This window comes from Bradyrhizobium sp. ORS 111 (assembly GCF_045571485.1).
Taxonomy (GTDB): domain Bacteria; phylum Pseudomonadota; class Alphaproteobacteria; order Rhizobiales; family Xanthobacteraceae; genus Bradyrhizobium.
Genome location: NZ_CP120701.1, coordinates 201,447 through 228,121, shown reverse-complemented (window position 1 = coordinate 228,121; position 26,675 = coordinate 201,447). Strand labels below are relative to the sequence as shown.

Annotated in this window: 26 protein-coding genes; 14 read left to right on the top strand and 12 right to left on the bottom strand. The window is 63.5% G+C overall.

Features of this window, described 5'->3' with window-relative positions:
- The first annotated feature begins 186 nt into the window (after positions 1-186).
- The 3 genes from leuS (at position 187) to holA (ending at position 4,492) form a co-directional block, all read left to right on the top strand.
- Entirely contained in the window at positions 187-2,811 is a 2,625-nt protein-coding gene (gene leuS, locus P6U30_RS01040; protein ID WP_407167725.1) for a leucine--tRNA ligase, read from the top strand.
- Complete coding sequence (lptE, locus tag P6U30_RS01035) at positions 2,798-3,349, top strand: LPS assembly lipoprotein LptE (protein ID WP_407149585.1); 552 nt, start codon at positions 2,798-2,800, stop codon at positions 3,347-3,349. Before leuS ends, lptE begins: the two co-directional genes overlap by 14 nt.
- Before the next feature lie 114 nt (positions 3,350-3,463).
- Complete coding sequence (gene holA, locus P6U30_RS01030) at positions 3,464-4,492, top strand: DNA polymerase III subunit delta (RefSeq protein ID WP_407167724.1); 1,029 nt, start codon at positions 3,464-3,466, stop codon at positions 4,490-4,492.
- A gap of 57 nt (positions 4,493-4,549) precedes the next feature.
- On the opposite strand, the gene P6U30_RS01025 is transcribed toward holA, so the two are convergent.
- The 7 genes from P6U30_RS01025 to hemJ form a co-directional block, all read right to left on the bottom strand.
- Complete coding sequence (locus tag P6U30_RS01025; RefSeq protein ID WP_407149583.1) at positions 4,550-5,437, bottom strand: ParB/RepB/Spo0J family partition protein; 888 nt, start codon at positions 5,435-5,437, stop codon at positions 4,550-4,552.
- Between the two features lie 161 nt (positions 5,438-5,598).
- The gene (locus P6U30_RS01020; protein ID WP_407167723.1) at positions 5,599-6,450 is read right to left on the bottom strand and encodes a ParA family protein; all 852 of its coding nucleotides are present in this window, start codon (positions 6,448-6,450) and stop codon (positions 5,599-5,601) included.
- Between the two features lie 31 nt (positions 6,451-6,481).
- A complete protein-coding gene (gene rsmG, locus P6U30_RS01015; protein ID WP_407167722.1) occupies positions 6,482-7,147 on the bottom strand; it encodes a 16S rRNA (guanine(527)-N(7))-methyltransferase RsmG in 666 nt (221 codons plus the stop codon).
- A gap of 69 nt (positions 7,148-7,216) precedes the next feature.
- Complete coding sequence (gene mnmG, locus P6U30_RS01010; RefSeq protein ID WP_407167721.1) at positions 7,217-9,100, bottom strand: tRNA uridine-5-carboxymethylaminomethyl(34) synthesis enzyme MnmG; 1,884 nt, start codon at positions 9,098-9,100, stop codon at positions 7,217-7,219.
- A gap of 178 nt (positions 9,101-9,278) precedes the next feature.
- Positions 9,279-10,610, bottom strand: a complete 1,332-nt coding sequence (gene mnmE / locus P6U30_RS01005) for a tRNA uridine-5-carboxymethylaminomethyl(34) synthesis GTPase MnmE (RefSeq protein ID WP_407167720.1) — start codon at positions 10,608-10,610, stop codon at positions 9,279-9,281.
- Between the two features lie 289 nt (positions 10,611-10,899).
- A complete protein-coding gene (rho, locus tag P6U30_RS01000) occupies positions 10,900-12,165 on the bottom strand; it encodes a transcription termination factor Rho (protein WP_407149578.1) in 1,266 nt (421 codons plus the stop codon).
- A 250-nt stretch (positions 12,166-12,415) separates the two neighbouring features.
- Positions 12,416-12,838, bottom strand: coding sequence for a protoporphyrinogen oxidase HemJ (gene hemJ / locus P6U30_RS00995; protein WP_407170652.1), 423 nt, complete (start codon positions 12,836-12,838; stop codon positions 12,416-12,418).
- Positions 12,839-13,283: 445 nt separating this feature from the next.
- Here hemJ and P6U30_RS00990 point away from each other — a divergent pair, with 445 nt between their 5' ends.
- Genes P6U30_RS00990 through dnaQ form a run of 4 tightly spaced genes read left to right on the top strand, consistent with a single transcriptional unit; the run spans position 13,284 to position 16,129 of the window.
- The gene (locus P6U30_RS00990) at positions 13,284-14,120 is read left to right on the top strand and encodes a pyruvate, water dikinase regulatory protein (RefSeq protein WP_407167719.1); all 837 of its coding nucleotides are present in this window, start codon (positions 13,284-13,286) and stop codon (positions 14,118-14,120) included.
- 10 nt (positions 14,121-14,130) lie between these two features.
- Entirely contained in the window at positions 14,131-14,739 is a 609-nt protein-coding gene (locus P6U30_RS00985; protein ID WP_407167718.1) for a Maf family protein, read from the top strand.
- Between the two features lie 41 nt (positions 14,740-14,780).
- Entirely contained in the window at positions 14,781-15,380 is a 600-nt protein-coding gene (coaE, locus tag P6U30_RS00980; RefSeq protein WP_407167717.1) for a dephospho-CoA kinase, read from the top strand.
- A gap of 29 nt (positions 15,381-15,409) precedes the next feature.
- Positions 15,410-16,129 carry a DNA polymerase III subunit epsilon gene (gene dnaQ / locus P6U30_RS00975; protein ID WP_407167716.1) on the top strand — a complete coding sequence of 240 codons (720 nt, stop codon included), beginning with the start codon at positions 15,410-15,412 and terminating at the stop codon, positions 16,127-16,129.
- 69 nt (positions 16,130-16,198) lie between these two features.
- Here dnaQ and secB read toward each other — a convergent pair whose 3' ends face one another.
- Positions 16,199-16,687, bottom strand: a complete 489-nt coding sequence (gene secB, locus P6U30_RS00970) for a protein-export chaperone SecB (protein WP_407149573.1) — start codon at positions 16,685-16,687, stop codon at positions 16,199-16,201.
- 410 nt (positions 16,688-17,097) lie between these two features.
- Here secB and P6U30_RS00965 point away from each other — a divergent pair, with 410 nt between their 5' ends.
- The 3 genes from P6U30_RS00965 (at position 17,098) to P6U30_RS00955 (ending at position 20,013) form a co-directional block, all read left to right on the top strand.
- Complete coding sequence (locus tag P6U30_RS00965) at positions 17,098-17,802, top strand: Tim44/TimA family putative adaptor protein (protein ID WP_407167715.1); 705 nt, start codon at positions 17,098-17,100, stop codon at positions 17,800-17,802.
- A 148-nt stretch (positions 17,803-17,950) separates the two neighbouring features.
- A complete protein-coding gene (locus P6U30_RS00960) occupies positions 17,951-19,426 on the top strand; it encodes an MltA domain-containing protein (protein ID WP_407170651.1) in 1,476 nt (491 codons plus the stop codon).
- Positions 19,423-20,013, top strand: a complete 591-nt coding sequence (locus P6U30_RS00955; RefSeq protein ID WP_407167714.1) for a Smr/MutS family protein — start codon at positions 19,423-19,425, stop codon at positions 20,011-20,013. The genes P6U30_RS00960 and P6U30_RS00955 overlap by 4 nt, the downstream gene beginning before the upstream one ends.
- Positions 20,014-20,056: 43 nt before the next feature.
- Here P6U30_RS00955 and P6U30_RS00950 read toward each other — a convergent pair whose 3' ends face one another.
- The 4 genes from P6U30_RS00950 to hslV form a co-directional block, all read right to left on the bottom strand.
- Positions 20,057-21,181, bottom strand: a complete 1,125-nt coding sequence (locus tag P6U30_RS00950; protein WP_407170650.1) for a hypothetical protein — start codon at positions 21,179-21,181, stop codon at positions 20,057-20,059.
- Positions 21,182-21,335: 154 nt separating this feature from the next.
- The gene (gene hslU / locus P6U30_RS00945) at positions 21,336-22,640 is read right to left on the bottom strand and encodes an ATP-dependent protease ATPase subunit HslU (protein WP_407167713.1); all 1,305 of its coding nucleotides are present in this window, start codon (positions 22,638-22,640) and stop codon (positions 21,336-21,338) included.
- Between the two features lie 63 nt (positions 22,641-22,703).
- Positions 22,704-23,189, bottom strand: a complete 486-nt coding sequence (locus tag P6U30_RS00940; RefSeq protein WP_407167712.1) for a GNAT family N-acetyltransferase — start codon at positions 23,187-23,189, stop codon at positions 22,704-22,706.
- 2 nt (positions 23,190-23,191) lie between these two features.
- Complete coding sequence (hslV, locus tag P6U30_RS00935; protein ID WP_407167711.1) at positions 23,192-23,749, bottom strand: ATP-dependent protease subunit HslV; 558 nt, start codon at positions 23,747-23,749, stop codon at positions 23,192-23,194.
- A gap of 181 nt (positions 23,750-23,930) precedes the next feature.
- On the opposite strand from hslV, the gene hisB reads away from it, so the two are divergent.
- From hisB to hisA, 4 genes are all read left to right on the top strand, one after another.
- Positions 23,931-24,524 carry an imidazoleglycerol-phosphate dehydratase HisB gene (gene hisB / locus P6U30_RS00930; protein ID WP_407149567.1) on the top strand — a complete coding sequence of 198 codons (594 nt, stop codon included), beginning with the start codon at positions 23,931-23,933 and terminating at the stop codon, positions 24,522-24,524.
- 85 nt (positions 24,525-24,609) lie between these two features.
- A complete protein-coding gene (locus tag P6U30_RS00925) occupies positions 24,610-25,140 on the top strand; it encodes a DUF2628 domain-containing protein (protein WP_407167710.1) in 531 nt (176 codons plus the stop codon).
- Positions 25,137-25,787: an imidazole glycerol phosphate synthase subunit HisH gene (hisH, locus tag P6U30_RS00920; RefSeq protein WP_407167709.1), complete on the top strand. Its 651-nt coding sequence runs from the start codon at positions 25,137-25,139 to the stop codon at positions 25,785-25,787. The genes P6U30_RS00925 and hisH overlap by 4 nt, the downstream gene beginning before the upstream one ends.
- Positions 25,788-25,932: 145 nt before the next feature.
- Positions 25,933-26,673, top strand: a complete 741-nt coding sequence (hisA, locus tag P6U30_RS00915; protein ID WP_407167708.1) for a 1-(5-phosphoribosyl)-5-[(5-phosphoribosylamino)methylideneamino]imidazole-4-carboxamide isomerase — start codon at positions 25,933-25,935, stop codon at positions 26,671-26,673.
- The last annotated feature ends 2 nt before the right edge of the window (positions 26,674-26,675 follow it).

The window sequence follows — 26,675 nt, the reverse complement described above, 5'->3', positions numbered from 1 at the left end:
GTGCCCAAGACAGGCAATTGCGAGGCGCCGCAACTAACCCCACCCTCCTCCTGCGGCGGCGGCAGGGCCAGGCCGCGAGGGATGAGCATTTGACAGGACCCAAACCGTTGACCCCGTGGGCGTTTTTGTGGCCTAGTCCGCCGTCCTTTGATGGGACCCGAAAATCACCCAAAGCCCTGCGATTTCATGACCTCTGAACGCTACAACGCCCGTGAATCCGAGCCCCGCTGGCAAGCCACCTGGGATGAGAAGGCGATCTTCGCCTCGAAGAACGACGATACGCGGCCGAAATACTACGTGCTCGAGATGTTTCCCTATCCGTCCGGGCGCATCCATATCGGGCACGTCAGGAACTACACGCTGGGCGACGTGCTGGCGCGCTACATGCGCGCCAAGGGCTTCAACGTGCTGCATCCGATGGGCTGGGATGCGTTCGGCCTGCCGGCGGAGAATGCCGCGATCGAGCGCAAGGTGGCGCCGAAGGCCTGGACCTACGACAACATCGCCGCGATGAAGAAGCAGCTCAAGTCGATCGGGCTGTCGCTCGACTGGAGCCGGGAGTTCGCGACCTGCGATCCCTCTTACTACAAGCATCAGCAGAAGATGTTCCTGGACATGCTGCGCGCCGGTCTCGCCGAGCGCGAGAAGCGCAAGCTGAACTGGGATCCGGTCGATATGACTGTGCTCGCCAACGAGCAGGTGATCGACGGCCGCGGCTGGCGCTCCGGCGCCGTCGTCGAGCAGCGCGAGATGAGCCAGTGGGTTTTCAAGATCACGAAGTACTCCGAGGAGCTGCTGGAGGCGCTGGATAGTCTGGACCGCTGGCCTGACAAGGTGCGGCTGATGCAGCGCAACTGGATCGGCCGCTCCGAGGGCCTCTTGATCCGCTTTGCGCTGGATGCGGCAACCACGCCGGCCGGCGAGACCGAGCTGAAGATTTTCACCACGCGGCCGGACACGCTGTTCGGCGCCAAGTTCATGGCGATCTCCGCCGACCATCCGCTGGCGCAGGCGGCGGCCGCGAAGAACCCGAAGCTTGCCGAGTTCATCTCCGAGATCAAGAAGATCGGCACCGCGCAGGAGATCATCGACACCGCCGAGAAGCAGGGCTTCGACACCGGCATCAAGGCGGTCCATCCGTTCGATCCGAACTGGAAGCTGCCGGTCTATGTCGCGAACTTCGTGCTGATGGAATACGGCACCGGCGCGATCTTCGGCTGCCCGGCGCACGACCAGCGCGACCTCGACTTCGTCAACAAGTACAACCTCGGCAACACGCCGGTGGTCTGCCCCGAAGGACAGGATCCGAAGACATTTGTCATCACCGACACCGCCTATGACGGCGATGGCCGCATGATCAATTCGCGCTTCCTCGACGGCATGACCATCGAAGAGGCCAAGGAAGAGGTTGCCAAGCGCCTGGAAGGCGAAGTGCGCGGCAACGCGCAGGTTGGCGAGCGGCAGGTGAACTTCCGCCTGCGTGACTGGGGCATTTCACGCCAGCGCTACTGGGGTTGCCCGATCCCGGTGATCCATTGTCCCAAGTGCGACGTGGTGCCGGTGCCCGACGACCAGTTGCCGGTGACGCTGCCGGAGGATGTGACCTTCGACAAGCCGGGCAACGCGCTGGACCATCACCCGACCTGGAAGCACGTCACCTGCCCGCAATGCGGCGGCAAGGCGGTGCGCGAAACCGACACGATGGACACCTTCGTCGACTCGTCCTGGTACTTCGCGCGCTTCACCGATCCCTGGAATGAGACCGCGCCGACCACGCCGGCAGTCGCCAACCGGATGATGCCGGTCGACCAGTATATCGGCGGCGTCGAGCACGCGATCCTGCATCTGCTCTATAGCCGCTTCTTCACCCGCGCGATGAAGGCGACCGGCCACATCGACATGAAGGAGCCGTTTGCCGGCATGTTCACCCAGGGCATGGTGGTGCACGAGACCTACCAGAAGGCCGACGGCACCTATGTCACGCCGGCCGAGGTGAAGGTCGAGATCGGCGGCAACGGCCGCCGCGCGGTATTGATGGCGACCGGCGAGGACATCGAGATCGGTCCGATCGAGAAGATGTCGAAGTCGAAGAAGAACACCGTCGACCCCGACGACATCATCGCAAGCTACGGCGCCGACGTTGCGCGCTGGTTCATGCTGTCGGACTCGCCGCCGGATCGCGACGTGATCTGGAGCGACGAGCGCGTGCAGGGCGCCTCGCGCTTCGTGCAGCGGCTGTGGCGGCTGGTGAACGAATCGGCCGAGATCGCGAAGTCCGCGCCGGCAGCGCGGCCGGCGACCTTCGGGCCCGAAGCGCTTGGCTTGCGCAAGGCGGCGCATGGGGCGCTCGACAAGGTCTCGTCGGGCATCGAGCGGCTGCACTTCAACGTCTGCCTCGCTCATATCCGCGAATTCGCCAATGCGCTGTCCGAGGTATTGGGGAGGGGGGGCAAGCCGGCGCCCGACCTTGCCTGGGCCGTCAAGGAGGCCGCGACCATCCTGGTCCATCTGTTCTCGCCGATGATGCCGCATCTGGCCGAGGAGTGCTGGGCGGTATTGGGCCAGAGCGGGCTGGTATCGGAGGCCGGTTGGCCTCAAATCGAGCGCGATTTGCTGGTTGAAGACAGCGTGACCCTGGTCGTCCAGGTCAACGGCAAGAAGCGGGGTGATGTTACTGTGCCACGCACCGCCCAAAATGCGGATATAGAGGCTGCCGTTTTGGCGCTCGATGCGGTAAAAGTCGCCCTGGGCGGCAAACCCGTCCGCAAGGTGATCGTAGTGCCCATGAGGATCGTGAATGTCGTCGGCTAGGATCAGGATCGCTGCCCGGTTGATTGCCGTGGCTGCGTTGGCCGCGCTGACGGCCGGCTGCTTTCGCCCGATGTATGCCGAGCATTCCGACGGGACGCCGGACCTGCGCGAAAAGCTGATGGGCGTCGAGATTCCGCCGGTCGACAAGCCGAACGCCTCGCGCGAGGCGCGGGTCGGAGTCGAGATCCGCAACGCGCTCGCCTTCAAGCTTTACGGCAACGCCACCGGCATGCCGCCGACCCATCGGCTTGTCCTGAGGTTCACCACCAGCCGCTCCTCGCTGATGATCGACCCGGCCACCGCGCTGCCGACCAGCGAGAACTACGGCATCGACGCGCAGTTCAACCTGATCGAGATCGCCTCCAACAAGTCGGTGATGACCGGCACGACGTTCTCGCGCGTGTCCTATGACATGCCCGGTTCCTATCAGCGCTTCGCGCGCTCGCGCGCCTTCCGCGACGCCGAGGACCGCGCCGCGCAGGAGATCGCCGACAACATCCAGACCCGGCTGGCGTCGTTCTTCTCGGCCGGGACCTGAGATACCAGTGTCATTCCGGGGCGCGCGAAGCGCGAACCCGGAATTTGGCAAATCATTGAACGAGATTCCGGGTTCGCCTCTGACAAGCCGCCCCGGAATGACATTCTGGGCTAGATGGTCGCGCTTCGCGGAAAAGAGATCGACAGCTTTCTCGCCCGGCCCGACGCCGGCCGCCCGATCATCCTGCTGTACGGGCCGGATGCAGGCCTGGTGCGCGAGCGCGCCGACGCGCTGATGGCGTCGGCGGTCGACGATCCCAACGATCCGTTCTCGCTGGTGCGGCTCGATGGCGACGAGCTCGCCGCCGAGCCCTCGCGGCTGGTCGATGAAGCGATGACGGTGCCGCTGTTCGGCGGCCGCCGCGCCATTCGCGTCCGCGCCGGCTCACGCAACTTTGCCAGCGGCGTCGATACGCTGGCCGATTCGCCGCTGAAAGATTGCCGCATCGTGATCGAGGCCGGCGAGCTGAGGCCGGAGTCGCCGCTGCGCAAGGCGTGCGAGCGCGCCAAGAACGCGGTCGCGATCGGCTGCTATCCGGACACCGAGCGCGATCTGACCAAGCTGATCGAGGACGAGCTGCGCATCTCCAATTTGCGGCTGGCGCCGGATGCACGCGCGGTGCTGATGTCGCTGCTCGGCGGTGACCGCCAGGCCTCGCGCAACGAGCTGCGCAAGCTCGCGCTGTTCGCGCACGGCAAGGGTGAGATCACGCTCGACGACGTGATGACCGTCGTCTCCGACGCCTCCGAGCTGAAGCTCGACCCGATCGTCGACGGCGCGTTTGCCGGCAATGCCGCGCTGGTCGAGAGCGAGTTCGCCAAGGCGATGGTCGCCGGCACCTATCCCGGCGTGATCATCTCGGCCGCGCAGCGCCACGCGGCGTGGCTGCACAAGTCCGCGCTCGCGGTCGCCGAGGGCACGCCTGTCACCGCCGTGCTGGAAGGCGGATTTCCGCGGCTGCACTTCTCGCGCAAGGCTGCGGTCGAGATCGCGCTACGCAATTTCAGCCCGCCGCGGCTGGTGACCGTGATCGAGCAGCTCGCGACCGCCGCGCTCGAGATGCGCAAGCAGGCTGCGCTTGCCGCCGTGATCGGACAACGCGCCCTGCTGTCGATCGCGGCGAACGCGAAGCGGCGGGGGTGAGGCAGGATATTGGGAATAGTCATTGCGAGCTCCTCGCAATGAGGCGGATTGGAGGGCCTAACCGCCTTCGAGCCGCCGCACCACCTCGTCGAGCTGCTCGAGGTTGCGGTAGTTGATCTGGACGGTGCCGCCGGGATCGCGATGGTTGACGGTGACGGCAAGCCCGAGCGCGTCGCTGACACGCTTCTCCAGCGCCAGGGTATCGGCGTCCTTGCTGGCCTTGGCGGCAGCGCTGGCACGCGGCTTTTGCGGCTTGCGCTCCGGCACGCCCTCCTCATGCGCCAGCGCTTCGGCCTGGCGGACGTTGAGGCCTTCGGCGACGATGCGCTTCGCCGCCGTGAGCGGATCGGGCACGCCGATCAGCGCGCGGGCGTGGCCGGCGGAGAGATCGCCCTTGGCGATCAGCGCCTGCACCTCGGCGGGCAGCTTGGTCAGCCGCATCATGTTGGCGACGTGGCTGCGGCTCTTGCCGACGATCTTGGCGATGTCTTCCTGGCTGCGTTTGAACTCGTCGGCGAGCGCGTGATAGCCCTGCGCCTCCTCCATCGCGTTGAGGTCCTCGCGCTGGACGTTCTCGATGATCATAATCTCGAGCGCATCGGAATCGTTGACCTCGACCGGAACGATCGGCACTTCGTGCAGGCCGGCGAGTTGCGAGGCGCGCCAGCGGCGCTCGCCGGCGATGATCTCGTAGCGGTCCTGCACGCCCTTGATCGCGCGCACCACGATCGGCTGGATCACGCCGCGCTGCTTGATCGAATCGGCGAGCTCGCCGAGCTCGGTATCGGCGAAGGTGCGGCGCGGATTGCGCGGGTTGGCCTTGAGAAATTCGATCGGCACCTTGCGCTGCGCGCGCGGCCGCTCGACATGCGCGGCCTCGCCGCCGACATCCCCGATCAGGCTTGCAAGCCCGCGCCCCAGACGCGAACGCGCTTCATCGGCCATTGTTGCGGACTCCCTTGGATTCACGCGCAGTACTCCGGACATAGAACTTCAGTTGCATCGGCTCGTAGGTGGGCAAAGGCGCGCATGCGCCGTGCCCACCAATCCTTGCCGTGCTCGCGGTGGTGGGCAGGCTTCGCTTTGCCCACCCTACGAACGATGGCTCAATGCGTGCGCAGCTCGCGCTCGCGCTGGATCACCTCGGTGGCGAGCTTGAGATAGGCTTCGCTGCCGGCACATTTGAGATCGTAGACCAGCACCGGCTTGCCATAGGACGGCGCCTCCGAGATCCGCACGTTGCGCGGGATCATCGTGTCGTAGACCTTGGCTCCCATGAACTGGCGCACGTCGGCGACGACCTGGTTGGAGAGATTGTTGCGCGAGTCGAACATGGTCAGCACGATGCCGTGGATCGACAGGTTCGGATTGAGCGTCGAGCGCACCTGCTCCACGGTCTGCAGCAATTGCGACAAACCCTCGAGCGCGAAGAACTCGCACTGCAACGGCACCAGGATCGCATCCGACGCCGCCATCGCATTCACGGTGAGCAGGTTGAGCGAAGGCGGGCAGTCGATCAGCACGTAGGTGTAGTCGGCGTCCGGCGAGACATTGTTGTTGAGCCCCGCGATCGCGTCGCGCAATCGGAACGCACGGCCCGGCGTGGTGCCGAGCTCAAGCTCGAGACCGGAAAGGTCCATCGTGGAAGGCGCGATGTGCAACCGCGGCACCGCGGTCGCAACCACCGCATCGCGCAGCGGTGCTTCACCGACCAGCACGTCATAGGTCGAGCAACTGCGGTTGCGGCGATCAATGCCGAGGCCGGTCGAGGCGTTGCCCTGCGGGTCGAGATCAACGACCAGAACCCGCTCACCGATCGCCGCGAGTGCCGTACCGAGATTGATCGCTGTGGTTGTCTTACCGACCCCGCCCTTCTGGTTGGCGAGCGACAGGATGCGTGGATGGCCGGCCGGCTGCGGCGCCCTATCCTCTTGATAAACCTCATCCATCACAGTCATACCAAAATACCACTTGCTGTCGCGGAGACCCCTAGCGCCGCTCGATTGACCTGAGTTCGACGATCCAGCCGTGTCCGCCGGTACGGCTGGAATGAAGCTTTGGTTCAATATTCCAATATTTAGTGGCCTCGGTCAATTCGGCCTCTACATCTTGCCCCTTCAAAAACAGCGCCGTCGCGCCCTTTTTGATCCACGGCTCCGCAAAGCCGATGAGTTGATGTAACGGAGCCAGCGCCCGCGCGGTGACGCAATCGATCGGACTGGAGATTCTATCCACAGTATCCCCGATGTCAGCGAGATGCACGGTGCCCGGTGACGCCGTCACGCGAATCGCCTCACGCAAGAATGCCGCCTTCTTGGCGATTCGCTCAACCAGATGAATCGATGCCCCCGGCGTCTCGGCGAGCGCGCAGGCCAGCACCACGCCGGGGAAGCCCCCGCCGCTGCCGAGATCGACCCACGACTTCGCCGAGGACGCGAGGCTCAAAAGCTGCAGCGAATCGGAGATATGGCGGGTCCAGAGATTCGGGAGCGTGGATGGCGCGACCAAGTTAGTCTTGGTCTGCCACTCCAACAGGAGCGCGACATAGCGATCGAGCCGAGCTTCCGTTTCACGTGAAACGGGGGTCAGCGCAAGCGCCGCAGCCTTGTCGCCGGAAGAGACCTGGAGCTCTGAAGATTGCGAAGCTGAAGCCATACCCTTGAATGTCGGTCGTGCTCACCCAGTAATGCAGAAACCACCCCGGGTAAGCGATGGATTGCCCGGCTACGCGGATGCCTTCGCGGTTTTGTGGCGCGCCTCGCGACGCAAATAGGCGGCCAGGATCCCCAATGCGGCCGGGGTCATGCCGTCGATCCGGCCCGCCTGTCCGATCGTCCGCGGCTGCGCCTTCTGCAGCTTGGCACGCGCTTCATTCGAGAGTCCCGGCACATCGGCATAATCGACGTCGGTCAGCACCAGCCCTTCGTCGCGCCTGAAGGCGTCGACGTCAGCGGTCTGGCGCTTCAGATAGACATCGTACTTGGCGTCGATCTCAAGATGCACAGCGATGGCTGGCTCAATGGCCGACAATTCGGGCCAGATCGCCCGGACCGCAGGCCATTCGACCTCCGGATAGGCCAGCAGTTCAAAGGCGGAGCGGCGGTTCCCGTCGCGATTGAGCGACAGCCCGTGCTTGGCGGCTTCATTCGGCGTAATCGCAAGCGACTTCGCCAAGGCTTTCGCGGCCTCCAGCGCCGCCATCTTGGTCCGATGACGTTCCGCGCGCGCCGCTCCGACACATCCGAGCGCGATGCCCTTGTCGGTGAGCCGCTGGTCGGCGTTATCGGCCCGTAGCGTCAGCCGATATTCGGCGCGCGAGGTGAACATCCGATAGGGCTCGGTGATCCCGCGGGTGACGAGATCATCAATCATGACACCGAGATAGCCGTCAGCGCGGTCGAACACGATCGGGTCAGCGCCACCAGCGGCCAATGCGGCGTTGAGCCCGGCAACAATGCCCTGCCCGGCCGCCTCTTCGTAGCCCGTGGTGCCGTTGATCTGCCCGGCCAGAAACAGTCCCTGGAGACGCTTAGTCTGCAACGTCGGATCGAGCTCACGCGGATCGACATGATCGTATTCGATCGCATAGCCGGGCCGGACCATCTTCACCCGCTCAAGACCCGGAATGCTAGCGAGGATCGCGAGCTGGACCTCTTCCGGCAGCGAGGTCGAAATACCATTAGGATAGACCGTGCTGTCGTCGAGCCCTTCCGGTTCCAGGAAGATCTGGTGGCCATCGCGATCGCCGAAGCGGACGATCTTGTCCTCAATCGAGGGACAATAGCGTGGTCCGGTGCTCTTGATCTGGCCGGAATACATCGGCGAGCGATGGACATTGGCCCGGATCACCTCGTGGGTCGCCGGGGTGGTCCGGGTGATGCCGCACTGGATCTGCGGTGTCGTGATCCGGTCGGTCATCAGCGAAAACGGCTCGGGCGGGTCGTCTCCGGGCTGCATTTCGACCGCGGACCAGTCGATCGTGCCGCCATCCAGCCGTGGCGGGGTTCCGGTCTTGAGCCGCCCCAGGGTAAAGCCGATCCGTTCGAAGGACGCGGAGAGCCCCATCGCCGGCGCCTCACCGACTCGGCCGGCGGGCCAGTTCTTTTCGCCGAGGTGGATCAGACCGCGTAGAAAGGTTCCGGTCGTAATCACAACGGCGCCGGTCGAAAACGTCCGGCCGTCAGCCAGCCGAATGCCGGTCACGCGCCCGCCGGAAATAATCAGTTCGTCAGCTTCACCTTCAATCACGCTCAGATTTGCGGTTTCGGTGATCGCAGCCTGCATCGCCGCAGCATAAAGCTTCCGGTCGGCTTGGGCCCGCGGCCCGCGGACCGCAGGCCCCTTGCGGCGATTGAGCATCCGGAACTGGATGCCGCCGGCATCGGCGACACGGCCCATCAGACCATCGAGCGCATCGACCTCGCGTACCAAGTGCCCCTTACCGAGGCCCCCAATGGCGGGATTGCAGGACATCGCGCCGATCGTCGAAAAACGGTGAGTCACAAGGGCGGTCTTCGCGCCCATCCGGGCAGCCGCGCTTGCAGCCTCGCAGCCGGCATGGCCGCCGCCGATGACGATGACGTCAAAAGTATCCGCCCGAGTAATCATGGCGGGACTTCTATCGCGGAGTCATGAATGCCGGAAGAACGAAGTTGCGTGACCCGTTGTTTCACGTGAAACGAAACGGTTCCAGCGCGTGGTCTGTTTCACGTGAAACGTTAGAGGCGGCCAACAGGCGTCAATGATGTTTCACGTGAAACGATTTACTCGCAACCCGGCTGGCGGCCTACTTTCCAATGCAAAAGTCGCGGAAGATGACGTCGAGAATGTCTTCGACGTCGACCCGACCAAGCAGCCGGCCGAGGGAAAAGGCCGCGCTGCGGAGCTCCTCGGCCGCCAACTCTTCGCCCTGCCCGATCACCTCGAGGCTGCGGCGAAGCGACTGCATGGTCTCCTCCAGCAACTTGCGCTGCCGTGCCCGGCTGATCAAACCGCCTTCGCTGGTGCCGAAATAGTCGTGCGCGAAGCCAACCAGCGCCGCGATCAGCTCGGGGATCCCATCGCCACGGGCTGCCGAGATCCTGAATTGCGGATGTGGGCCCCCGCCCGGTCCGCCCGATCGCGCACCATCGAGATCGACCTTGTTGCGTACGAGCCAGACCGGCGTCGCACCTTCGTGCGCCCCCACCTTGTCCGCGCGATCGGTTAGCCAGAGGACGAGATCGGCTTCCGCGGCCCGCGCCCGCGCGCGGCGGACCCCCTCCTGCTCCACCGGGTCCTCGGTCTCACGGATGCCGGCCGTGTCGATCACCGTCACCGGATAGCCGTCGAGATCGAGCTGAACCTCAATGACATCGCGCGTGGTGCCGGCATGCGGCGAGACGATCGCGACCTCGCGACGTGCGAGCTGGTTGACCAGGGTCGACTTGCCGACATTCGGCGGACCAGCGATCGCCACCACCAGGCCGTCACGCAGCCGTTCACCCTGCCCCTGCGCCGCAAGGACTTCCTGAATCTCGTCGTGAAGCGATCTGATCTTCGCCAGCGCCGGCGCGATCAGCTCGTCGGGCACGTCGCCTTCGTCGGAGAAATCGATGCCGGCTTCGATCAATGCGGACGCCGCAATGACCCGCTCGCGCCAGTCCCGCGCACGATCGCCGAGCAGACCCTTCAACTGGCGCAGCGCCTGGCGCCTCTGGCGGTCAGTATCGGCATGGATCAGATCGTCAAGACCCTCGGCTTCGGTCAGATCGAGCTTGCCGTTCTCAAAGGCCCGCCGCGTGAACTCGCCAGGCTCGGCGGGGCGGACATCGTCGAAGGCCGCGAGCGCGCCGAACATCGCCGCCAGCACCGCGCGTCCGCCATGGACGTGAAATTCGGCAACATCCTCGCCGGTCGCGCTCGACGGTGCCGGGAACCAGAGCACGACCGCGTCATCGATCGGTTGATGGTCGGAATCACGGAGCAGCACACGGGTCGCCATCCGTGGCATCGGCGTCCTGCCGGCGAGACCTGCAATGACCGACTCGGCCATTGGGCCAGAGACTCGGATGATCGCGATCGCACTCGGTGCCCGCCCGGACGACAGCGCGAAGATGGTTTGGTCGCGTGGATGCATTCGCCTATTTGTTCCCGGTCTTTTTATAAGGACAACGCGCGATCGTTAGTTAGAAATGCTGCGCCGCAACAAATGTTCGACCACTGCAGCATTTCCGCAGCAATTTCGCTGCGGGCAGCTCATTCTACTGCGTCAAGGCGCCTAGTTCACAAGATTTATTAAGTAAAATCAAAATGTTATCCGGTAAATGAAGCATTAATGCCCTTGGGCCATGCTGCAGGTCTGCTGCAACATGACCGCAACAAAAAAGGCGCTCCGCTTGAACGGAGCGCCTGCCCGGGCCGCAGCCTCAGGTATTCATCGAATCGAAGAATTCGGCGTTGTTCTTCGTGTTCCGGAGCTTGTCGAGCAGGAAGTCGATCGCATCCATGGTGCCCATCGGATTGAGGATGCGGCGCAGGACATACATCTTCTTCAGCACCTGCGGATCGGTGATGAGCTCCTCCTTGCGGGTGCCGGAGCGGGCGATGTCGATCGCCGGGAAGGTCCGCTTGTCCGAGACCTTGCGGTCAAGGATCAGTTCGGAGTTACCGGTGCCCTTGAACTCTTCGAAAATGACTTCGTCCATGCGGCTGCCGGTATCGACCAGCGCGGTCGCGATGATGGTCAGCGAACCGCCCTCCTCGATGTTACGGGCGGCGCCAAAGAAGCGCTTCGGGCGCTGCAATGCATTGGCATCGACACCGCCGGTCAGCACCTTGCCGGATGACGGCACCACCGTGTTGTAGGCGCGGCCGAGGCGCGTGATCGAGTCCAGCAGGATGACCACATCGCGGCCGTGCTCGACGAGCCGCTTGGCCTTCTCGATCACCATCTCGGCGACCTGGACGTGACGAACCGCGGGTTCATCAAAGGTCGACGACACCACCTCACCCTTCACCGAGCGCTGCATGTCGGTGACTTCTTCCGGACGCTCGTCGATCAGGAGCACGATCAGATAGCAGTCAGGATGATTGGCGGTGATGGAGTGCGCGATGTTCTGCATCAGCACCGTCTTGCCGGTGCGCGGCGGCGCCACGATCAGGGCGCGCTGGCCCTTGCCGATCGGTGCGACGATGTCGATCACGCGGGCAGAAAGGTCTTTCTTGGTGGAGTCCTCGAGCTCCATGCGGAAGCGCTGATTGGGAAACAGCGGCGTGAGGTTGTCGAAATTGACCTTGTGCTTGGATTTCTCGGGATCTTCGAAATTCAGCGTGTTGACCTTCAGCAGCGCAAAGTAGCGTTCGCCTTCCTTCGGGCTGCGGATGTGGCCTTCGATGGTATCGCCGGTGCGCAGGCCGAAACGGCGGATCTGTGAGGGCGAGACGTAGATGTCGTCGGGACCCGGCAGATAGTTCGCGTCGGGCGAACGAAGGAAGCCGAAACCGTCGGACAGAACCTCGACGACGCCTTCACCGATGATATCGGTCTCGGCGATCGCGAGCTGCTTGAGGATGGCGAACATCAGCTCCTGCTTGCGCATGGTGCTGGCGTTTTCGACCCCGTTCTCTTCCGCAAACGAGACGAGCTCAGCCGGCGTTTTCGATTTGAGGTCCTGGAGTTTGATTTCCCGCATGGGGGTCGTCCTGTGAGGAAGTAAGTAGGGAAGGGATGCGAGGTGGCTTTGGAAAAAGCGGACGCCAAAGGAAGGTCCGCAGGTCTCAGCCAGGAAAGTGCCGTTGGGGCTTCAAACCTGATGCGGCGCCGGCCCAAAACGAACCGAAACGCGACCACATCCGCCTGCGTAGGGTGGGATAAAGCCTATATAGAAAATCGATTCGAGCTCCGCAAGAAGGACTGAAGCGGCTTCTTGGGCATTGCGGCCCCTAGAACGGCTTGACGACCACCATGATGACGATGAAGATCATCAGGATCGTCGGTACCTCATTGATAATACGATAGAATTTCTGACTGCGGTGATTCCGGTCCGCGGCGAAATCCTTGACGCAGCGGGCCAAAAAGCCGTGAACGCCGGACATGATCAGCACCAGCGTAAATTTGACCTGAAACCAACCCGAAAGGTACCAGTGTCCGGACCAGACCAGATAAAGCCCGGCGAGCCAGGTCACAATCATCGCAGGGTTGATGATCGCTTTCAAAAGCCTCCGCTCCATGACCTTGAACGTCTCGGACTGCTTCGAGCCGGGCTCGGCTTCGCAATGGTAGACGAACAGCCGCGGCAGATAGAGCATGCCCGCCATCCACGAGATAACGGCAATGATATGCAGGGCCTTGATCCACTCATACATGGCGGGGCTGCCTTTCAAGGAACGGCTCGGGTGGTCTCAGCGTTGCGAGCAAAGCGCTGCGAACGAGGGACGGATACATATCCGCAAGCTCGTCTCTCCTAAACCTATTAATTTTAGAATCTAAGGTTTGAGTCTGAATGACGGTGGATTTGACTCACGCAACGCGGTCCAGTCGTTCTTGCAGGCTTGTTCACATCCCTCAACATTCTGGCGCACCGGCATGCCCATTGAGATTTGGCGCTCTGACTCAATTGCTTGCGCTGACCTGTGGTCAGCTTATGAAGAGACAAATCCACACCTACCCACTATCATCGCTCCCATGACATCGACTTATTCTTTTGTGAGGCGCTGTGAAGAAAGGGATGAGATATCCCGAGGCCGCCCGGCGGCTCCGGATTCTCCTCCTCGGTCTCCACAACGATTCACAAACTAGACAGGAGTTTTGGTGCCGACGAACTCCAATTATTTCCACCTGCATCTGGTGTCCGATTCGACCGGCGAGACACTGATCACCGTGGCGCGCGCGGTCGCCGCTCAATACGCCAACGTGACCGCGGTCGAGCATGTCTATCCGCTGGTGCGCAGCCAGAAGCAGCTCGATCGCGTGCTCGACGAGATCGAGGAATCGCCGGGTATCGTGCTGTTCACGCTTTTGGAAAAGGATCTGGTCGGCCGTCTCGAAGACAAGTGCAAGGAGATCAATGTACCGAGCCTGTCGATCATCGGGCCGGTGATGCAATTGTTCGAGGCGTATCTGGGTGCCGCAACGACGGGACGGGTTGGCGCGCAGCACGTGCTCAACGCGGAATATTTCCGGCGGATCGATGCGCTGAACTACACCATGATGCATGACGACGGTCAGCATGTCGAAGGCCTCGAGGAGGCCGACGTCGTTCTGGTCGGTGTCTCCCGCACCTCGAAGACGCCGACCTCGATCTATCTCGCCAACCGCGGCATTCGCACCGCGAACGTGCCGCTGGTGCCGGGCATTCCGCTGCCGCACCAGCTCGAAACCCTGAAGAAGCCGCTGGTCGTCAGCTTGCACGCAACGCCGGAGCGCTTGATTCAGGTTCGGCAGAACCGTCTCCTCAGCATGGGCGATCACGACAACGACACTTACATCGACAAACAGGCGGTAGCCGATGAGGTTGCCTTCGCGCGTCGCTTGAGCGCGAAGTTCAACTGGGCCCTGCTCGATGTAACGCGCCGTTCGATCGAGGAAACGGCGGCCGCGGTGATCAAGCTTTATGCCGACCGCCAGCGCGCGCGGCCGTCGGAATGATCGTTACGTCATGACCATCTGGCGCGGACAACAGAAGCTGATCCTGGCCTCGCAAAGCCGCGCGCGCAAAATGCTGCTCGAAAATGCCGGCTTCGACGTCGAGACCCTGCCGGCCGATATCGACGAGCGCGCGGTGCAGAAGGAGTCCGGTCTGTCGGCGCCGGGTGAGATCGCCTCGCTGCTGGCCCGAGAGAAGGCCTTGTTCATCTCCCGCCAAAGGCCCGGACGCTATGTCGTCGGCGCCGACCAGACGCTGGCGCTGGGACAGCGGATGTTCAGCAAACCGGCCGGCCGGGCGCAGGCCGCCGAGCAACTGGGCTTGCTCGCGGGCCAGGTCCATGAACTGCACTCGGCCGTCTCGGTTGCGCGTGACGGAAAAACCTTGTTTGCCGATGTAAGCGTCGCGCGCATGTCGATGCGGCGGCTCAGCGAAGGCGAGATCGATGCGTATCTTGACCATGCCGGAACCGCGGTGACGACCAGCGTCGGTGCCTATCAGCTCGAGGGCCTGGGCGTGCATCTGTTTGAGCGCATCGAGGGTGACCATTTCACCATTCTCGGCCTGCCGCTATTGTCGTTGCTTGCGTTCCTGCGCGGCGAGAGACTGCTCGCGGTCTGAGACGCTGTTGACAGGCATGGCGACGGAAAGATGTTGATCCGATGTTGATCCTTGGACTGACCGGCTCGATCGGGATGGGAAAATCCACAACCGCAAAACTGTTCGCGGAAGCCGGCGTGCCGGTATACGACGCTGATGCGGCCGTCCATCAGTTGTATGAAGGGCAAGCGGCGCCGGCGATCGAGGCGGCGTTTCCCGGGACGACCGTCAATGGCAAGGTCGACCGTGCGAAACTCTCCGCACGCGTGGTGCATGATGCGGCGGCGATGAAGCAGCTCGAGCAGATCGTGCATCCGATGCTCGGTGCATCTCGGCAGAGGTTCTTCGCCGACGCGGAAGCCGCCGGCGCTCCCGTGGTGGTCGTCGACGTGCCGCTGTTGTTCGAGACCGGCGGCGAAAAGCGCGTCGATGCCGTGGTGGTCGTGTCCACTTCGCCGGAGTTGCAGCGCGAGCGCGTGCTGGCGCGCGGCACGATGGATGCCGCCAAGCTCGACGCCATCATCGCCAAGCAGATGCCGGACGCCGAAAAGCGCAAGCGGGCGGATTTCGTGGTGGATACCTCGCACGGGCTCGACCCGGTGCGGACGCGTATCCGCGACATTCTGGCCGAGGTTGCTAAGATGCCGAAGCGGCGCGCCTGATTCGGCCGCTTTTCGGAATTCCTCACGTCATGCGCGAAATCGTTCTCGATACCGAAACCACTGGCCTCGATCCGCTGCGCGGCGACCGGCTGGTCGAGATCGGCTGCGTCGAGATCTTCAATCGCATGCCGACGGGGCAGACCTACCACGTCTATATCAATCCCGAGCGCGACATGCCGGCAGAGGCATTCGCCGTGCACGGCCTCTCGACCGAGTTCCTGGCCAGCAAGCCGCTGTTTGCCGAGGTGGTTGACGAGTTCCTGGCGTTCATCGGCGACACGCCGCTCGTAATCCACAACGCGTCGTTCGACGTCAGCTTTATCAACGCCGAGCTCGATCGCATCAAGCGGGCAACGATTCCGAAGGATCGTCTGGTCGACACCTTGCTGCTGGCGCGGCGCAAGCATCCCGGTGTGTCGAACCGGCTTGACGATCTCTGCTCACGCTACTCGATCGACAATTCCCACCGCACCAAGCACGGTGCGTTGCTCGACGCCGAGCTGCTTGCCGAAGTCTATATCGATCTGATCGGAGCGCGGCAGTCGCAGCTCATCCTGGCGTCGGAGGCGTCGGATGCCCGCATCGGCAGCTACGGCGATACGCCGCGGCGGCAGCGTGAGATTCCGCTTGTACCCCGGATCAGCGCTGCCGATCGCGAGATCCACCGGGCCTTTGTCGCCACCTTGGGCGACAAGCCGATCTGGAACGACTATTTGCCGCCCGTACCCGTGGCTGCGCCGGCCGCTTGAAAGCAATTGGGCCCTGATTGGGATCAGAGCCGAATTTGCTTGGCTACTAGGTTTGCCTGAAAGCCAGGCTCAGCTCGGCTTGACGCCGGATGCCGCCTGCGCGGCAGCCTGCCGCTCCATGTTCTGGCGGTAGAGGCCGACGAAATCGACCGGATCGAGCATCAGTGGCGGGAAGCCGCCGTCGCGGACCGAGGTTGCAACGATCTCGCGCGCGAACGGGAACAGCAGCCGCGGACACTCGATCATCACCAGCGGGTGCAGGTTCTCCTGCGGAACATTCACGATCCGGAACACGCCGGCATAGGCCAAGTCGAAGCTGAACATCACCTTGCCGGCGCTCTCAGCCTTGCCCTCGATCGACAGGATCACCTCGAAGTCGTTGTCCGCGATGTTGTTGGCGGCGACGTTGATCTGGATGTTGATCGCCGGCTGCTGCTGCTGCGGGCCGAGCGAGGCCGGAGCGTTCGGGTTCTCGAACGAGAGGTCCTTGGTGTATTGCGCCAGCACGTTGAGCTGGGGAGGAGCCTGCTCGACGGGTGCGCCGTTGCCGTTGGTCATGAAATGTCTCCTGAAGCGGCGCTCGATGGACAGGATGTCCGACGGCACGCGTCAAAGTATTGGAAATCCGATGCCGCGCGAGTGGCTATCATAGGCCCGGCGCGCTCGACAAGGACGACGAGACAAAGGACGCGGCTGCACGATTTGTCTGCCGCCGTCCGCAAGTTCGATCCACCAATCTCTTAACGGCTTCCTAAATTATTGAATACGCGTGATTTCTGGGCAGGAACGGGTTTCCCCCCGGCGGTAAAACGCGCTACAATTGCCCGTGCCAAAAAGCGCCATTGGCCGGGCACAGTTTCGTGCCTACATGCTGCGGACTCAAACGGTGATGTAATCTCTGCCGTTCCCGCACCGGGAACGCTCTACGGCCGGCCCGTTGCCGGCAGAGACCAGAAAGCGAAATCGACGTGGATATCTACACCATCATCTTCCTGGCGCTGGCTGTGTTCATCTTCCTGCGCCTGCGCAGTGTCCTTGGACAGCGCACCGGAAGCGAGCGGCCGCCCTATGATCGCGCCGCGCCCAACGTCGTGCAACGCGGCCAGGACAACAACAACGTCGTTCCGATCCCGGGATCGGTGATCGATCAGCCGACCACGGCGCGCGTGGAGCCGTCTGAACCGACCGACCGCTGGAAGGGAATCGCCGATCCCGGCACGCCGCTGGCGCAGGGTCTCGATGCGGTGGTCGCCCAGGACTCCTCATTCGATCCGCGACATTTCCTCTCGGGCGCCCGCTCGGCTTACGAGATGATCGTGCTGGCCTTCGCCAATGGCGACCGCCGCGCCCTCAAGGATTTATTATCGACCGAGGTCTATGAAAGCTTCGAGGCCGCGATCAAGGACCGTGAGAAGCACGAGCAGAAAACCGAGACGCGGTTCGTGTCGATCGACAAAGCCGAGATCGTCAGCGCTGAAACGCGCGATCGCACGGCGCAACTGACGGTCCGCTTCGTGTCGCAGATGATTTCGGTCACGCGCGACAAGGCGGGCACGATTGTCGACGGCAGCCCGGACAAGGTGGCCGACATCACCGATGTCTGGACTTTCGCCCGTGACTCGACGTCCCGCGATCCGAACTGGAAGCTGGTTGGCACTGGAAGCGCTCACTAAACATCTCGGCTATGGGCGCCTTGCCGTTGCGAGCTGCGCGCTCGCGATTCTGTGCTCCACGGCAGCGATAGCCGCACATTACCGATCGAAATGGCGCGTGCCGCCGCGGCACGAGCTCGTGCGCCAAATTCCCTATCCGAAGCTTGAATTGCCGCTCCAGGTCAGCGGCAGCCAGTATGAGCCGCTGACCTGGGCCACGATCCCCGGCTGGAACGACGACGACCATCTTGCCGCCTACAAGGCGTTTCGGACCAGTTGCAAGCCGATCGCGGCGCAGCAGGGGCTGCCTGCGGAATCGAAGGCGCTCGGCAGCTCGCTGCGCGATCCCTGCCGGATCGCCAAGCGGCTCGAGCCCACCGACAGCGCCAGAGCAAAGGAGTTCTTCGAGCAGAACTTCGTGCCGCTGCGCATCTCGCGGCTCGGCGAAGACGCGGGCTTCGTCACCGGCTATTACGAGCCGGTGCTCGAGGGCTCGCGCACGCAGACCGATGTGTACAACGTTCCGGTCTATCGCCGGCCATCCAACCTGTTCGTGCGCGGCAAGACACAGGATTCGGTCGGCCTGCCCAACAGCGGCCCGGTGTATCGCAAGATCGGCCGGCGCAAGCTCGTGCCTTATTACGACCGCGGCCAGATCGAGGACGGCGCGATTGCCGGCCGCGGCCTGGAGATCTGCTGGCTGAAGAGCCAAACCGATCTCCTGTTCGCGCAGATCCAGGGCTCGGCGCGGATCAAGCTGGCCGACGGCACCACGCTGCGCATCAATTATGATGCGCATAATGGTTATCCCTACACGCCGGTCGGACGCATCCTGATCGATCGCGGCATCATCCCGAAGGATCAGATGTCGATGCAGAAGATCAGGGAGTGGATGGAGCAGAACCCCGATGGCGCCAAGGAGCTGCGCCGGCAAAACCGCTCCTACATCTTCTTCCGCGAAGTCCCGCTCTCCGACAAGGATGAAGCGGTCGGCGCGCAGGGCGTGCCATTGACGCCGGGCCGCTCGATCGCGGTCGATAAGGCGCTGCATGTCTACGGCACGCCGTTCTTCATCGAGGGCGTGCTGCCGATCGAATCCGAGCAGTCGAAAACGCCGTTCCATCGGTTGATGATCGCGCAGGATACCGGCTCCGCAATCGTGGGTCCGGCCCGCGCCGATCTGTATTTCGGCGCCGGTGCGGATGCCGGGAAGGTGTCGGGTCGGCTCCGGAACAACATGCAGTTTGTCATGCTGGTCCCGAAGGGACTCGATCCGGTCGCCCGCGGGCGCAAGCTGCCGGTTCCCGACGCACGGCCGTCGGCCACGATCGCAAGACTGTTCCCACAGACCGATCCGCTGAAGGACAAGCCGGCGGCAAGACCGGCGGACGCGCCTGTTGCCAAGGATGCGATCAAGGATGCGACCAAGGGTGCGGCGAAGGACACGACCGGCAATGCCACGCGCAATCCCGCCAAGGGCCCGGCCGCGACGAGATCCACTGCGTCTCCGGCGACGACGGGTACGACGGTGGCCCCTGTCGTGCAGACCGCGCCTGTGGCAGAACCGGTGCCGTTGCCGGCAGCCCGGCCTGGCGCCCCGCAGCAACCGGAGAAGCGGCGCTCTCGCCATCGCGACGATCAATGAAGCGTCCCGCGCCGATCCTCGACCTCTCCGCTCCGTCGCGGCGCAAGCGCGCGTTGAGCGAGGAAGAGCGTGCGCTCTGGGAGAGCGTGGCCAAACAGGTCAAGCCGCTGCGCAAGCGGCCGGTCACAGCCAAAGCGCCCGCCGTCGCCGCTGACCCGAGCGCGCATCACGTTCCGGCAAAGCCTGTTCCGGTCAAGCCGGCGCCCGCGAAGGCCGCACCGGCGCCACGCCCGCATTTGCCGCCGCTCGCGCCAATCGGCCGCCGCGAGCGCGCAAAGCTGTCGCGCGGCAAGCAGGAGATCGACGCGCGGCTCGACCTGCACGGCATGACGCAGATGCGCGCGCATCGGGTACTGTTCGCCTTCCTACAGCGCGCTCACAGCGACGGGCTGACCTTCGTTCTGGTCATCACCGGTAAGGGCAAGGTCGGCGGCCCGGACTCCGAGCGCGGCGTGCTGCGGCGCCAGGTGCCGGAATGGCTCAGTCTGCCGGAATTCCGATCGCTCGTCGTCGGCTTCGAAGAAGCCCATATCGGCCATGGCGGCGAAGGCGCGCTCTATGTCCGCGTCCGTCGCGCGAGAGCGTGATCCGGAACGCGTGTGCCGGAGATCATGCTCGAACCAAAAATGGCTAAAAAGGCCTGATGATCCCGACGCGCGGGATCACCGTGACGATCCAGCCGAGCGTCGTGGTCCTGCGATCGTCTGAGGCGATCACCGGCACCTCCTTCGAAGCGGGCAGCGTCTTCACGGCGTGCAGCATCAGGAACATGCAGACCGCCCAGTTCGAGATCCAGCGCGAGTAATCGAACACCATCACGAACATGACGAAGAAGCCGGCGCTGATCATGATGATCGCGGCGACCACGATGCGGCGGTGCCGCTCGCTTGCAAGCGCGTCGATCAGGCGCGCGAAATAACGCCAGAGCGGCGTGTGCAGCCAGATCAGCAGCGCGAACACCGGAACGCCCAGGATGTTCGAGGGCATGCGCGCCCAGGTATCGGTGATCTCCTTGGCCAGCGGCTGGTACCAGATATAGCCGAACTCAAGCAGGTCGGTTCGCGACGGATCGGCCATCCGGCTCTGCAGGTGACGGAGGAATTCGTCGTAGGGCACGTCGACGGTGCCGAGGAACTGCGCGGCCAGGAAGAGAATGCCGACCGCGGCCAACGCCGCGATGCCCGCCACTACGTTCCGCAATGTCACCCCCTGCACCAGATAGAAGCGCAGCACCACGATGGCCGCAATCGTCGGCACATACATCAGGACGAAGATGTGGTGGATCAGGATCAGCACGATCGAGAACAGCGCGGCCAGCAGCACATAGGAAATCGAGCGCGCCGGGATCAGCAGCAGCACGATGGTCAGCGCGCAGCCATAGATGTCGAAATGGCCGAGCGAGAACATGAAGTTCTTCAGGAAGAACGGCGATCCCGCGGTGAAGACGAACAGCGGCCAATGTGCGTCGTCGAGCCTGAAGGTACGGCGGAACAGCTCGACGAACAGGCCAAGCGTCACCAGCCAGATGGCGCCACCCAGTGCAAACACCAGCCACACCGGCACCTTGTCGGTGAACAGGGAGACGATTGCGCCGATCAGTGCGCGTTTGGTGAAGCCGTAGTGGTAGTCGACCAGCAGGTGGATGTAGGGGACGAACGGCCGCAGCGTGATCTTGTAAAAGAATAGCCCGACCAGCAGGGCGGCGTTGACGCCAAGCATCACGCGCCAGGGATTTTTCGTCAGTCCCGAATTCAGGTTCATCGTCGTCCCGGCCAAGCGAAGCGCGAGCCGGGACCCGTAACCACAGCCATGCGCTTGGCGTGGGCTGGAGCTGCTACTCGCTTCGACAATGGTCGCCGGTGGTTATGGGTCCCTGCTTTCGCAGGGACGACGATCTTAGCTGTAATGCCTACAAAATAAACCGGCTCAGATCCGCATTCTTGGCGAGATCGCCGACGTGCTTCGTGACGTAGTCTGCATCGACCTGGATGGTCTCGCCGTGGCGGTCCGGCGCGGTGAAGGAGATGTCATCCAGCACCCGCTCCATCACGGTCTGCAGCCGCCGCGCACCGATATTCTCGACCGTCGAGTTGACGGCGACCGCGACGTCGGCCAGCGCGTCGACCGCAGCGTCGGTGATATCGAGGGTCACGCCCTCGGTCTTCATCAGCGCGACATACTGCTTGATCAGCGACGCCTCGGGCTCGGTCAGGATGCGGCGCATGTCGTCGCGGGTGAGTGCCTGCAGCTCGACGCGGATCGGCAGGCGGCCCTGCAACTCGGGCAGTAGGTCGGACGGCTTCGCGATGTGGAACGCGCCGGAGGCGATGAACAGGACGTGGTCGGTCTTGACCGCGCCGTGCTTGGTCGAGACCGTGGTGCCTTCGATCAGCGGCAGCAGGTCGCGCTGCACGCCTTCGCGCGACACGTCACCGCCGCCGGCACGGTTCTCGCGCACGCAGATCTTGTCGATCTCGTCGAGGAAGACGATGCCGTTGTTCTCGACTGCGCTGATCGCTTCCTGCACCAACTGATCGGTGTCGAGCAGCTTGTCGGATTCCTCGTTGACCAGGATTTCGTGCGAGCCTTCGACGGTCAGGCGGCGCGTCTTGCTGCGTCCGCCCATCTTGCCGAAGATATCGCCGAGCGAGATAGCGCCCATCTGGGCGCCCGGCATGCCGGGAATCTCGAACATAGGCATGCCGCCCGTGGACTGTGTCTCGATCTCGATTTCCTTGTCGTTGAGCTCGCCGGCGCGCAGCTTCTTGCGGAACGATTCGCGCGTTCCGGCGCTAGCCGCCGGCCCCACCAGCGCATCCAGCACGCGTTCCTCGGCGGCGAGCTGGGCGCGGGCGTGGACGTCCTTGCGCTTGCGCTCGCGGGTTTGCGCGATCGCCACCTCGACGAGGTCGCGGATGATCTGCTCGACGTCGCGGCCGACATAGCCGACCTCGGTGAACTTGGTGGCTTCGACCTTGAGGAACGGCGCGCCCGCGAGCTTGGCAAGCCGCCGCGCGATCTCGGTCTTGCCGACGCCGGTCGGTCCGATCATCAGGATGTTCTTCGGCAGAACCTCCTCACGCAGGGAACCGTCGAGCTGCAGCCGGCGCCAGCGGTTGCGCAGCGCAATCGATACCGCGCGCTTGGCATCGGCCTGGCCGACGATGAAGCGATCAAGTTCAGAAACAATTTCACGGGGGGAGAAGTCGGTCATTGGCTCTAGCTAGGTTGAAAGAACTCTGTCGGCAAGCACTGTTCCGGACCTGCGGCGTCAGCATCATCTGTCGCGGACCATCAGCAGTGCCGGTCCGTCGGGCGTGTCGATCATGGTCGTCTTGCGGAAGCCCGCCTTTTCATAAGCGCGTACCGCGCGTGCATTGGCCGGATTGGGGTCGGTCACCACCCGCGGCGTCTCCAGCGCCAGCCATCTGTCGACAAAAGCGCGGATCAGGGCGGAGCCGTGGCCGCGCGCGATCATGCCGGGCTCGCCGATGAAGAGGTCGATGCCGCGGGTGCCGTTTGGCTGCGGCCCGAAGCCGGACTCCCAGGCCGTTACGTCATAGCACTGGATGTAGCCGAATTCGCCATCGTCGGCCGAGACGATGAACTGGTCCATCGCGGGCTCGTCGATGTCACCGCGGACCAAGGCGAATTGCTCAGCCGGGTCGCCCCACCACTCCCGGACGTGCGGCAACGCAAGCCACCGCTCGAGCTGCGGCAGGTCGGCCGACGTCATCGAACGAAAGTGGTAGAGACCGGCCACGCTCAGCCGCCGACAGTTTCGATCGTTACGTTCCGGTTGGTGAAGACGCAGATGTCGGCGGCGATATCGAGCGCACGGCGCACGATGGTCTCGGCGTCCTTGTCGGTGTCAAAAAGCGCGCGCGCGGCAGCAAGCGCATAGTTGCCGCCCGAGCCGATCGCCATGATTCCGGCCTCCGGCTCCAGCACGTCGCCGGTGCCGGTCAGCACCAGGGAGACGTCCTTGTCGGCGACGATCATCATCGCTTCGAGGCGGCGCAGGTAGCGGTCAGTGCGCCAATCCTTGGCGAGCTCGACGGCCGCCCGGGTCAACTGGCCCGGATATTGTTCCAGCTTGCCCTCGAGCCGTTCGAACAGGGTGAAGGCGTCGGCGGTCGCTCCGGCAAAGCCGCCGATCACGTCGCCCTTGCCGATCCGCCGGACCTTCTTGGCGTTGGCCTTGATCACGGTCTGGCCGATCGAGACCTGCCCGTCGCCGCCGATCACCACCTTGCCGCCCTTGCGGACCGTGCAAATCGTGGTGCCATGCCAGACCGGCAGCTCGTTTGGGGATGGTTGCATAGGTTACCTCTCTCTGGGGCAGATTTAGGCGGTCGGACAGGGGGTTACAATCGGACGACTTGGCAAGAAATTCCGGTCATCATGGTCGGAAGTCTGGTCAATTCGACGTCATCCCGCAGTAGCGAAGGTGACATCGGCCTGTTAAAAGACCGGCGTTTTCGGCACGGGAAAGCTCATTTTCATGCGCACGGCAACCATCAAGCGCAAGACCAAGGAGACCGACATCGAGGTGACGGTCAACCTCGACGGAGCAGGCGTATCCACGGTTTCGACCGGGATCGGCTTCTTCGACCATATGCTCGACCTCCTGGCCCGGCATTCGCGCATCGACATCACGGTGAAGGCGGATGGCGATCTCCATGTCGATTATCACCACACCACCGAAGACGTCGGGATCGCGCTCGGACAGGCCATGAAGCAGGCGCTCGGCAACATGGCCGGCATCACCCGCTATGCCTCGATCCATATGCCGATGGACGAGACGCTGTCGCGCGTCGTGATCGATATTTCCGGCCGCCCGATGCTGGTGTTCAGGGTCGAATTCCCGCGCGACAAGATCGGCGAGTTCGACACCGAGCTGGTTCGCGAGTGGTTCAACGCGTTCGCGATGAACGCCGGTGTGACTCTGCACGTCGAGACCCTATATGGCGAGAACAGCCACCATATCGCCGAATCCTGCTTCAAGGGTTTGGCCAGGGCGCTGCGAACGGCGGTCGCGGTCGATCCGCGCAATCAGGGCGAGGTGCCCTCGACGAAGGGTCAGCTCGGCGGCTGATACTGGAGCATAGTCCGGAAAAACCAGGTACCGGTTTCCGGCAGTTCATGCTCAAGAAGACGGACTATCCTCGGCGGAGCTTTCGATGCCGGTCTACACAGTGCATGCCCCCGTGGCTGACAGCGCCGATCTTGCGGCGACCGACAAGTTCACTTTTGTACGCGATGGATTCCATTTCTGGGCCGCCGTCGCGAGCGTGATCTGGCTTGCCTGGAACCGGCTGTGGCTGGCGCTGGTCGGCTGGATCATCCTCAGCTTCGCCATCGATTTCGGGCTGGCCAGGCTCGGCATTGGGCGCGGCGCGATCTTCTTCGTCGACCTGGTGCTGATGCTGCTGATGGGATTCGAGGCGGCCAGCCTGCGACGCTGGACATTGTCGCGGGGCAAATGGCGGCAGCTCGACATCGTCGTGGCCGATGATGAGGAAGCCGCCGAGCGCCGCTTCTTCGAGCGCTGGGCCGCTCGCCATCGCGGCATCGTCAACGATCAATGGTCGGTCGACCGCGGCGGCCCGCCGCCGACGCGGACTATTCCGGGCCAGCCGTTCTCAAAACCACCACTGCCGCCGCAAGGCAGCATTATCGGATTATTTCCAGAGCCAGGAGGATCGCGATGACCGTTGCAATCATCGACTACGGCTCCGGGAATCTGCATTCCGCGGCAAAGGCGTTCGAGCGCGCCGCGCGCAGCATGGAGGATCCGCAAGCGATCAAGGTGACGCGCGATCCCGATGCGGTGTATCGCGCTGATCGTATCGTGCTGCCCGGTGTCGGCGCCTTTGCCGACTGCCGGCACGGCGTCGACGCTGTCGACGGCATGCTGGAAGCGCTCACTGAGGCGGTCCGGATCAAGGCGCGGCCGTTCTTCGGCATCTGCGTCGGCATGCAGCTCATGGCAACGCGTGGCAAGGAGCATGTCACGACCGAGGGCTTCAACTGGATCGCCGGCGACGTCGTCAAGATCGAGCCGCGTGATGAAAGCCTCAAGGTCCCGCACATGGGCTGGAATACGCTCGATCTGGCCCGCGAGCATCCGGTGCTGGAGCGATTGCCGCTCGGTCCCAAGGGCCGGCACGCCTATTTCGTGCACTCCTACCACCTTGCCGCCGCCGATGAAGCCGATGTGCTGGCGCGCGCCGACTATGGCGGGCCGGTGACCGCGATCGTGGCCAAGGACACCGCCATTGGCACCCAGTTTCACCCCGAGAAGAGCCAGCGCTTCGGCCTCGCCTTGATCTCGAATTTCTTGAAGTGGAAGCCGTGATGGCCGTACCTCTAGCTACCTCCCCCCTTGTGGGGGAGGTCGAATGCGAAGCATTCGGGAGGGGGGTAAGTCACAAGCACGGTGTCCGCGGCTACCCCCCACCCCAACCCTCCCTCACAAGGGGGGAGGGAGCAGGCAACAGAGCATGATCCTCTTTCCCGCGATTGATCTGAAGAACGGCCAGTGTGTGCGCCTGGAGCAGGGCGACATGGCGCGTGCCACCGTGTTCAATCTCGATCCGGCGGCGCAGGCTCGCAGCTTCGCTGCGCAGGGTTTCGAATATCTGCATGTCGTCGATCTCGATGGTGCCTTTGCCGGCAAGCCGATGAATGCGCACGCTGTGGAAGCGATGCTGAAGGCCGTCACCATGCCGGTGCAGCTCGGTGGCGGCATCCGCGACCTCAACACCATCGAAGCCTGGCTCGACAAGGGTATCACCCGGGTGATCATCGGCACCGCCGCGGTGCGCGATCCCGAACTGGTGAAGGGTGCGGCGAAGAAATTCCCCGGCCGGGTGGCCGTCGGCCTCGACGCGCGAGATGGCAAGGTCGCGGTCGAAGGCTGGGCGGAGACCTCGCACGTGACGGCGCTCGAGATCGCGCAGCGTTTCGAAGATGCCGGCGTCGCTGCCATCATCTTCACCGACATCGCCCGTGACGGCCTGCTCAAGGGGCTGAACCTCGATGCCACGATCGCGCTCGCCGATCGTATTTCGATTCCGGTGATCGCCTCCGGCGGCTTTGCCTCGATCGACGACGTCAAGGCGCTGCTCGCGCCGCGCGCCAAAAAGCTCGCCGGCGCCATTGTCGGCCGCGCGCTCTACGATGGACGGCTCGATCCGGCCGCCGCGCTTGAGCTGATCAAGAGCGCTCGGACTGCGGCCTAGGA

What these genes read in the sequence shown, in the direction of transcription:
- leuS (WP_407167725.1), top strand. Translation starts at nt 187, where the DNA reads ATGACCTCTGAACGCTACAACGCCCGTGAATCCGAGCCCCGCTGGCAA.
- lptE (WP_407149585.1), top strand. Translation starts at nt 2,798, where the DNA reads ATGTCGTCGGCTAGGATCAGGATCGCTGCCCGGTTGATTGCCGTGGCT.
- holA (WP_407167724.1), top strand. Translation starts at nt 3,464, where the DNA reads ATGGTCGCGCTTCGCGGAAAAGAGATCGACAGCTTTCTCGCCCGGCCC.
- P6U30_RS01025 (WP_407149583.1), bottom strand. Translation starts at nt 5,437, where the DNA reads ATGGCCGATGAAGCGCGTTCGCGTCTGGGGCGCGGGCTTGCAAGCCTG.
- P6U30_RS01020 (WP_407167723.1), bottom strand. Translation starts at nt 6,450, where the DNA reads ATGACTGTGATGGATGAGGTTTATCAAGAGGATAGGGCGCCGCAGCCG.
- rsmG (WP_407167722.1), bottom strand. Translation starts at nt 7,147, where the DNA reads ATGGCTTCAGCTTCGCAATCTTCAGAGCTCCAGGTCTCTTCCGGCGAC.
- mnmG (WP_407167721.1), bottom strand. Translation starts at nt 9,100, where the DNA reads ATGATTACTCGGGCGGATACTTTTGACGTCATCGTCATCGGCGGCGGC.
- mnmE (WP_407167720.1), bottom strand. Translation starts at nt 10,610, where the DNA reads ATGCATCCACGCGACCAAACCATCTTCGCGCTGTCGTCCGGGCGGGCA.
- rho (WP_407149578.1), bottom strand. Translation starts at nt 12,165, where the DNA reads ATGCGGGAAATCAAACTCCAGGACCTCAAATCGAAAACGCCGGCTGAG.
- hemJ (WP_407170652.1), bottom strand. Translation starts at nt 12,838, where the DNA reads ATGTATGAGTGGATCAAGGCCCTGCATATCATTGCCGTTATCTCGTGG.
- P6U30_RS00985 (WP_407167718.1), top strand. Translation starts at nt 14,131, where the DNA reads ATGACCATCTGGCGCGGACAACAGAAGCTGATCCTGGCCTCGCAAAGC.
- coaE (WP_407167717.1), top strand. Translation starts at nt 14,781, where the DNA reads ATGTTGATCCTTGGACTGACCGGCTCGATCGGGATGGGAAAATCCACA.
- dnaQ (WP_407167716.1), top strand. Translation starts at nt 15,410, where the DNA reads ATGCGCGAAATCGTTCTCGATACCGAAACCACTGGCCTCGATCCGCTG.
- secB (WP_407149573.1), bottom strand. Translation starts at nt 16,687, where the DNA reads ATGACCAACGGCAACGGCGCACCCGTCGAGCAGGCTCCTCCCCAGCTC.
- P6U30_RS00955 (WP_407167714.1), top strand. Translation starts at nt 19,423, where the DNA reads ATGAAGCGTCCCGCGCCGATCCTCGACCTCTCCGCTCCGTCGCGGCGC.
- hslU (WP_407167713.1), bottom strand. Translation starts at nt 22,640, where the DNA reads ATGACCGACTTCTCCCCCCGTGAAATTGTTTCTGAACTTGATCGCTTC.
- hslV (WP_407167711.1), bottom strand. Translation starts at nt 23,749, where the DNA reads ATGCAACCATCCCCAAACGAGCTGCCGGTCTGGCATGGCACCACGATT.
- hisB (WP_407149567.1), top strand. Translation starts at nt 23,931, where the DNA reads ATGCGCACGGCAACCATCAAGCGCAAGACCAAGGAGACCGACATCGAG.
- P6U30_RS00925 (WP_407167710.1), top strand. Translation starts at nt 24,610, where the DNA reads ATGCCGGTCTACACAGTGCATGCCCCCGTGGCTGACAGCGCCGATCTT.
- hisH (WP_407167709.1), top strand. Translation starts at nt 25,137, where the DNA reads ATGACCGTTGCAATCATCGACTACGGCTCCGGGAATCTGCATTCCGCG.
- hisA (WP_407167708.1), top strand. Translation starts at nt 25,933, where the DNA reads ATGATCCTCTTTCCCGCGATTGATCTGAAGAACGGCCAGTGTGTGCGC.